This window comes from Polycladomyces subterraneus (assembly GCF_030433435.1).
Taxonomy (GTDB): Bacteria; Bacillota; Bacilli; order Thermoactinomycetales; family JIR-001; genus Polycladomyces; species Polycladomyces subterraneus.
Window position 1 is genome coordinate 157,606 of sequence record NZ_JANRHH010000037.1, and the last position, 7,692, is coordinate 165,297.

The 7,692-nt window shown below is 50.0% G+C and carries 7 protein-coding genes; 2 read left to right on the forward strand and 5 right to left on the reverse strand.

Annotated features, from left to right (window positions below; all coding sequences use genetic code 11):
- Nucleotides 1-89 precede the first annotated feature (89 nt).
- From argH to NWF35_RS10845, 3 genes are all read right to left on the reverse strand, one after another.
- Complete coding sequence (argH, locus tag NWF35_RS10835; protein WP_301239064.1) at nucleotides 90-1,493, reverse strand: argininosuccinate lyase; 1,404 nt, start codon at nucleotides 1,491-1,493, stop codon at nucleotides 90-92.
- Complete coding sequence (locus NWF35_RS10840) at nucleotides 1,444-2,700, reverse strand: argininosuccinate synthase (protein ID WP_301239065.1); 1,257 nt, start codon at nucleotides 2,698-2,700, stop codon at nucleotides 1,444-1,446. Before NWF35_RS10840 ends, argH begins: the two co-directional genes overlap by 50 nt.
- Nucleotides 2,701-3,220: 520 nt before the next feature.
- Entirely contained in the window at nucleotides 3,221-3,502 is a 282-nt protein-coding gene (locus tag NWF35_RS10845) for a hypothetical protein (protein WP_301239066.1), read from the reverse strand.
- A 590-nt stretch (nucleotides 3,503-4,092) separates the two neighbouring features.
- Between NWF35_RS10845 and NWF35_RS10850 the strand changes: the two genes are divergently transcribed.
- Nucleotides 4,093-5,058, forward strand: coding sequence for an LLM class oxidoreductase (locus NWF35_RS10850; RefSeq protein WP_301239067.1), 966 nt, complete (start codon nucleotides 4,093-4,095; stop codon nucleotides 5,056-5,058).
- A 356-nt stretch (nucleotides 5,059-5,414) separates the two neighbouring features.
- Nucleotides 5,415-6,053 carry an SDR family oxidoreductase gene (locus NWF35_RS10855; protein ID WP_301239068.1) on the forward strand — a complete coding sequence of 213 codons (639 nt, stop codon included), beginning with the start codon at nucleotides 5,415-5,417 and terminating at the stop codon, nucleotides 6,051-6,053.
- A gap of 194 nt (nucleotides 6,054-6,247) precedes the next feature.
- On the opposite strand, the gene NWF35_RS10860 is transcribed toward NWF35_RS10855, so the two are convergent.
- Nucleotides 6,248-6,637, reverse strand: coding sequence for a PaaI family thioesterase (locus NWF35_RS10860; protein ID WP_301239069.1), 390 nt, complete (start codon nucleotides 6,635-6,637; stop codon nucleotides 6,248-6,250).
- 85 nt (nucleotides 6,638-6,722) lie between these two features.
- On the reverse strand, nucleotides 6,723-7,571 hold the full coding sequence (locus tag NWF35_RS10865; protein WP_301239070.1) for an ABC transporter permease: 849 nt from the start codon (nucleotides 7,569-7,571) through the stop codon (nucleotides 6,723-6,725).
- Between the last annotated feature and the right edge of the window lie 121 nt (nucleotides 7,572-7,692).

Sequence of the window (7,692 nt, forward strand, 5' to 3'; positions counted from 1 at the left end):
TCCCTCTCTCGGACAACTGTCGTCCGTATCTTGTCAACAACCTGACTGCCGACAGGCAGGGGTTTCTATTTTAAATTGATAGAAACCCATTAACTAATAACGTGATCTAACCACGTATGGGTTTCATCGATTTTCGATTTTTTATCTTCGATGGCGGCCAAAATGGCTTGACGCCCCGTACCGCCGGAGATATTTCGAGCGTCAACCACCCGTTCCAGTTGAATTGCTTCATACACGTCCGCCTCAATCAGCGGAGAAGCAGCCTTGAATTCCGCCAATTCACAATCCGTCAACGTCTTACCCTGTTCCAGACAATGCAGTACCAAACGCCCGACAACTTCATGCGCTTCGCGGAACGGCAATCCTTTCTTCACTAGGTAATCAGCCAGATCGGTGGCGTTGGCAAACCCGCTTTGCGCATTTTCCCGCATTTTCTCCACATTCACTTTCATACTGGAAAGCATTGGCGCTGTCAGCGCGAGCGCCCCGGTCAGCGTGTCCACCGTATCGAACACGCCTTCCTTGTCCTCCTGCATATCCTTGTTGTAGGTGAGCGGCAAGGCCTTCAAAGCAGTGAGCAACGCCACCAGATGGCCGATCACGCGCCCTGTTTTCCCCCTGATCAGCTCGGGGACATCCGGATTTTTCTTTTGCGGCATCATGCTGCTGCCCGTACAGAAGGCATCATCCAACTCGATGTAGCCGAACTCTTCGCTGGACCACAGGATCAACTCTTCGGACAGTCGGGACAGGTGGACCATGATCAGAGAAGCGATGGAGAGAAACTCCACCAGAAAGTCCCGATCGCTTACAGCATCCATGCTGTTGTCGTAGATCTCGTCGAAGCCCAGCTCCTCGGCTACCATGTGTCGGTCGATCGGAAAGGTTGTCCCCGCGATCGCACCGGCACCCAACGGCGAAATGTTGACCCGTTTGTAACTGTCTATTAGCCTCTCGATGTCGCGTTGAAACATGGAAACATATGCTAACAGGTGATGGGCCAGCCGTACCGGCTGGGCACGTTGCAGGTGGGTGTATCCCGGCAAGATGGTGTCCACGTGCGCTTCCGCCTGGGCAATGAGCGCCTCCTGTACACCGACAAGCAAACGGACCAGTTCAACGGTTTGATGACGAACGTACAGGTGCATATCCAACGCGACCTGGTCATTGCGGCTGCGACCCGTATGCAGTTTGCCGCCAACGGGACCGATTTCCTCGATCAGCAACTTCTCGATGTTCATGTGTATGTCTTCGTTCTCGACCGAAAACGATACTTCCCCGCGGTGGATGCGCTCCCGGATCGTTTCAAGACCGGAGAGGATGGTCTTCGTCTCCTCCTCCGTCAAAATGCCGCATGCACCCAACATGCGTACATGGGCCATGCTCCCTCGGATATCTTCTTCAGCAAGCCGTTGATCAAACCCGATGGATGCAGTGTATTCCTCAACCAACTGGTTGGTCGGCTTGGTAAATCGCCCGCCCCAGAGCTTCATGGTGATCCTCCTTCTTCGGGTTGACGGTGGCGAATACTTGCGTCGGCAATCCCCACAGACGAATGAAACCGACGGCCGCTTGATGATCGAAGGTGTCCTCCGGCGTGTAGGTGGCCAGCTTTTCATTGTACAGCGACTGTTCCGACTTCCGGCCAGTGACCACAGCATGCCCTTTGAACAGCTTGACGCGTACCGTACCACTGACGGTTTCCTGCGTCACGTCGATAAAGGCATCCAGCGCTTTTTTGAGCGGGGAGAACCACAAGCCTTCATAGGTCAATTTGCCCCACTGCTGTTCCACGATCGGCTTGAACTGGGCAATCTCCCGGGGCTGCGTCAGAAACTCCAGCTCACGGTGGGCCGTAATCAGCGTAATCGCGCCCGGACACTCGTACACCTCACGCGATTTGATGCCGACCAGCCGGTTTTCCACATGATCGACCCGGCCGACACCGTGTTTCCCAGCGATCTGGTTCAAAGCGGTGATCAGCTCATGAAGCGGCATCGCTTTCCCGTTCAATGCGACAGGGAGCCCTTTTTCAAAACTGATCTCCACTTCATCAGGCTGATCAGGGGTATCAGCCAGCGATGCCGTCCATTCGTACGCTTCCTCCGGCGGCTCCGCCCACGGATTTTCCAAAATGCCACACTCACAGCTTCTTCCCCACAAGTTCTGGTCGATGCTGTAGGGATTATCCAAATCGACCGGGATTGGAATACCGTGTTTTTTTGCATATGCGATCTCTTCGTTCCGGGACATCGCCCATTCCCGTACCGGTGCGATCACTTTCAACTGGGGATTCAATGCAGCGACGGACACCTCGAACCGTACTTGATCATTCCCTTTCCCAGTGCAACCGTGCGCCACGGCGACGGCCCCTTCCTTTTCCGCCACTTGCACCAGCACTTCCGAGATCAGCGGACGGGACAGTGCGGACACCAACGGATATTTGCCTTCATACATTGCATTGGCCTTCAGCGCCGGTGCCAGATATTTCTCGGCAAACCACTGCCGCGCATCGACGACCAGCGACTTTACCGCTCCCACTTTCAGCGCTTTGGCTTTGACAAAGTCCAAATCCTTACCCTCGCCCACATCCAGAGCGACAGCCACGACATCATAGCCATAATGCTCCTGCAACCATTTGATGGCAACCGATGTATCTAAACCCCCGGAATATGCCAGGATCACCTTTTCCTTTGCCACGTTCGTCCCTCTCCCTTATAAAAATTCATCTTAGTGTATTATTATACATACTTACCGATAAAAGTCCATGTTTTTTTCGAGTGTCAAGCAAATGTCACATGTGATGCTCTTAAGGCATTCCTGGTAAATCCGTGAGGGAGCCAATCTTTCCCAGGGTGGGCAAAGACCTAAGCCTTGCCGAGTGAAGACCCGGAAAGCGCAGGAATGAAATCGCAGGAAACTTCGTCTGAGCGGTCCGTGTCCTGCGCCCCGGGTCGTAGCGGTCATAACCTGCTTCCGGTCTGGGTGAACATTGATGTAGAAACAAATACCGGATACTAAAATCTGGTTGTTTGAACCATTCCTCTGATTCATACCCGGATCTCTTCTCCTTCCACCACCAGATCAACGTCTCGTGGTATTTTCCATTCTGCGTCGGATTAGAAAAGGAACACAGGCAGAGGGTGAGATGCCCTTCCCATGTTCCTTGGAAAATGCCCACGAGTTGGTGGGATAGAGTAAGACAACTTTGCTCCCGACTTTAATTTGGAGTTGCGTTGGTATGAACCTTTTTTGCCCATTCCCAAACGTCTTCTCCAAAATTCTCTTCCACAATTTCTTTGAAACGCAAAAACTCATAATTGAGTCCGCCATGGGAGGATACGCCTTGGCTGATCCTTTCATAAATCCTTATCTTTTCTCCTACCGGTATTCCTAATATCAGGGCTTCTTGTTTCGTTTCGGGATATACTTCAATGTATGGCCCACCTTCCGGGTTTACTCCCAGTTTGCCGCTACGACCGCGATAACTCGTGACTTTCACTTTTCATCCCCCCTTGCGGATTCAGCTTTCTGTTAACATTTCGATTCCTATCAAGATCCGCATTCTGTGGTCGGATTATACTCCACACTCAGCGATTTTTGGGAAGCGGCTCAGGTCGGAAAAGGCCAGTTTTACCACTACTACCCCTCCAAGCGTACCTTGGGGAGCGGTGGTGGATCACCTGCTAGAAGCCTGGGACCAACAACTGATTCAAGGAATTTTACAAAGCGACAAGGATCCAACGGATCGTTTGAACGACATGTTAGACTGGTTAGTCTGTTTTCACCGAGATACGCCTGAAATGCGTGGTTGTCCGTTCGGAAACCTCGACTCAGAAATGAGTGAACATGACGAAGAATTCCACAGAAAAGTCAACAAGTGGTTTTAGCGTTGGATTGACAACCTAAAATAGACGCTAGAATAATTAAAAACAACAAGGGAGGTTACCTGATTCCACACCTCCGCAACGGCAAGCCATCGTGTCTCTGATTGAAGGTGGCATTTTATTAATGAAATGCGGGCATCCTCGAGAGTATCGTGGAGACTATACGGTAACAGCTACATTTAAATAAAGTGAAGGAATGACAACAATGCCCAAAACCTTGTATCACTTCAGCCGACACCCTGGTTACAGGCGAATGTTTAAAGAAAATCATTTGACACTGGGATTGTTTTTCCCAATAGAAGCCTATACCGGAAGTATTCCTTTGGTGAATATGGAAGAGCAAGTAAAGCTTGCAAAGAGAGCGGAACAATTGAATTTCGCTTCATTAGTGGTCCGAGATGTTCCACTTCATGATCCCAACTTTGGGGATGTAGGTCAAATATACGATCCATGGGTTTTTCTCGGATATATTGCGGCAAATACACAAAAGATTGCGCTTGTCACCGGAAGCATTATTTTAACCTTGCGTCACCCGTTGCATGTGGCAAAAGCTGCGGCTTCCGTCGACAAAATATCCGGTGGCCGGTTGGTTCTTGGTGTGGCAACGGGGGATCGGCCAATTGAATTCCCGAGTTTTGCCGTTGATTTTGACCAAAGAGGGGAATTGTTTCGGGAAGCTCTTTCGGTCATCAAAACCGTTTGGAAAGAGAACTTTCCTGTAATCGATACATTGAGGGTTCATATGTCAGATGGCGATCTTATACCAAAACCCGATTTATATGATATTCCAGTGTTAGTGACCGGCCATAGCGGGCAGTCTATTGAGTGGATCGCAAAAAACGCCGATGGATGGATGTACTACCCCCGCAACTTGACTTTTCAAACGGAACTGATCCGAAATTGGCGTTCGCACACCGATGGTTTCAAACCGTTTAGTCAGTCTCTATATATTGATTTAACCGAGGATCCGGATGAGGATCCGACACCGATCCATTTGGGATTTCGGACAGGAAGAAAGTTTCTTATCCAATTTCTTGAAAGCTTGAGAAACGCCGGTGTGAACCATGTGATGCTCAATTTAAAATACGGACAACGTCCCGCATCAGAAGTGATAGAGGAGTTAGGTGAAGAGGTTCTGCCGTTGTTTCCTGCTTTAACAGATGGCGACTAGTGCGTGTCTGATAATCCGTGAGGGAGCAAATGCTTTCCCAGGTGAGCGACTTACCAAGCCCTGACTGAGCGAAGATCCGGAAATCGCAGGAATGAAATCGCCGGCAACTTCCTCTAAGCGAAGCGTACTTTACCCGCGGCCTGCGCTCCGGGTCGAAGCGGCCATAACCCGCTTCCTTGCAGGGCGCAGGTGAAGCGAGCTGGGAAAGCATTTGCACACTATTCATCATTGGGTAGGTGCGAGATGACTCAAGATGAACTAGCCTCTGGGAGCTTCATCGAAGCCGAGGTTGCCGCTGCGGTGGCCGCCTCAGTTTAGTATTCGAATCTCACAGGTATACAAGGGGATGGATAGGCATGAAAATCGTGATCGTAGGTGCGAACGGTAAAATCGGCAGGCAGTTGGTGCAACTGTTTGCCGGGACAGAGCACCAAGTGCGGGCCATGATTCGAAAAGAGGAACAAGCGTCCGAGTTGAAACGATTGGGCGCTGACGAAATCGTGGTGGCCGACTTGGAGAAGGAAATTGACCATGCAATAGAGGGGTGTTCCGTCGTCGTGTTCACGGCCGGTTCCGGTTCGCATACCGGACCGGACAAGACGGAATTGGTCGACAAGCTGGGAGCGATCAAAACGATTGAAAAAGCAGAAGCGTTCGGTGTGGAACGGTTCATCATGGTGAGCAGCATATATGCGGACCGGCCTGAGTTCGGACCGGAGCGAATCCGGCACTATTTCATCGCCAAAGGTGTGTCGGACGACCGCCTGCGTGCCAGCAAGCTGAACTATACCATCATTAGGCCGGGGTACTTGACAAATGATCCGCCCAAAGGAACGGTCCGGATCGCCGAACACATCGAAGAAAGTGGAGAAATTCCCCGGGGCGACGTAGCTCGAACGATTGTGGAAGCACTGGAGAACGAGCATACTTACCGGCGGTCTTTTGATTTGCAGACCGGGGAGACGCCGATTGCAGAGGCATTACGATCTCTGTAAAGTGATGGTTTGTTCGAAGCACTACATCCGTTGTGCTCTTCTTTACAGATGAAGCCGCCTGAAAGCTGGCCCAAAGGGAGTACCCTTGGGGCAATCGTGGGCTTGCAGGCGACATTGTTCGGCATCCCCCTTTGGAAGTGATCAACGAGAGTCGTGATATTTGCAGTGTTCTCACCGATGTCTTGAATTTGTTCTTATATCACATATAAAATCCCGTCAGCTTTTGCAACTAATGTATTTTGGTCATCATAAATCAGGCACTCAGAATGGATCAGACTCTTTCCTTTTTTGATTACACGCGCATCAGCCAGCAAAAATTCTCCTTTGGCAGGACGCAAAAAAGAGACTTTCAGATCGACTGTCACTACTGTCTGAACACCGCGAGCATCTACTTCTGGAACATTACACATCGCAACATCGGCAAGTGAAGAGATGATCCCACCATGAACAACACCTAAACTGTTCAAAAACAAAGGTTGTAAAGGTAAGTAAACGTTTATTTGATCCTCATTTACTCTTTTGTATTGTAAACCTAAGAATTCATCAAATGGTTGTTTGATGAACATGGCTTTGCCTTCTTTCACCCTGTTTGCGTCTTATTATATACAAAAATATTAATATTGCGGTAACTGATATAGTGCAGCGTTGCTTTATTTATCGTTATGAGCGTTATCCCAGTCGTACAGGCCCTCCGCCTGAAATGCATGAGGGAGTACAGGGCTTTTTGTCGGTGGATTTCAACCAAATCGCACAGACCAAACTCAATACACCCAATCCCTTCTCCCCCACGGTACGTACGTCATACTGTATGAGAAGATCAGACAGGTTGCCAGCAATGCCAAAACCGAAGATGTCCCCATGCCGCCCATCAGCTTGAACACCGACTCCCCGGTCTACAGAAAAAAACATCTGACGGGAAGCGTACACAGTACCGACCAAAAATGCAATCGATCCGAAAAAAGCAACAATCGTATTGGGGAGAACGGAGCTCAACAATCCAACGATCCCCAGCAACGCCAGAAATATGAGCGAATGCCAGCCGTAAAATAACAGTACATATCCGTACCCTTCCGCCTCCGGGCGGTGGAAAAACGTAACGGTTTGCTCATGGGGAAACAACACCGCTCCCGCCACTACTCCATACAGGAGAATCATGACCAGCATCGCTCCGATCACGATCGCCTGACTGACCCATTTGGCCGTCAACAACTGCCAACGCGAAAACGGGCAGATCATCACCAACCGGTAAGCGCCGGATGTACATTCTCCGTTGAAGTTGTCCACCACCATCATCGGGATGAGAATCAAGGACAAGATAAACGACATTTCTTTAAGCAAAAACACAGGAAAATTGACGGAATTGAGCCGAGTCGTATGAAGTGGATCATAAAATCCGATCCCGCCGCGGTGCAACCAAAACGTCATGAATACCAGCAACAAACCAAGAATCACAAACGATACCAACGATTTTTTCCTGCTCCAAATGCGTTCCATCTCGGATACCATCAAATCTTTCACGAATCCATCCCCCTATAGAAATCGGTCTTGACGGGTGAAGATCCCATAGGCCATCGAAGTGAAAAGCACGACTTGACACTCCACACGGCTAAAGCCGTGGGATTCTTGAGTGGTTAACGCC

Bases quoted from the DNA above. Each gene is read 5' to 3' on its own strand.
- argH (WP_301239064.1), bottom strand. From the start codon at position 1,493: ATGAAGCTCTGGGGCGGGCGATTTACCAAGCCGACCAACCAGTTGGTT.
- NWF35_RS10850 (WP_301239067.1), top strand. From the start codon at position 4,093: ATGCCCAAAACCTTGTATCACTTCAGCCGACACCCTGGTTACAGGCGA.
- NWF35_RS10855 (WP_301239068.1), top strand. From the start codon at position 5,415: ATGAAAATCGTGATCGTAGGTGCGAACGGTAAAATCGGCAGGCAGTTG.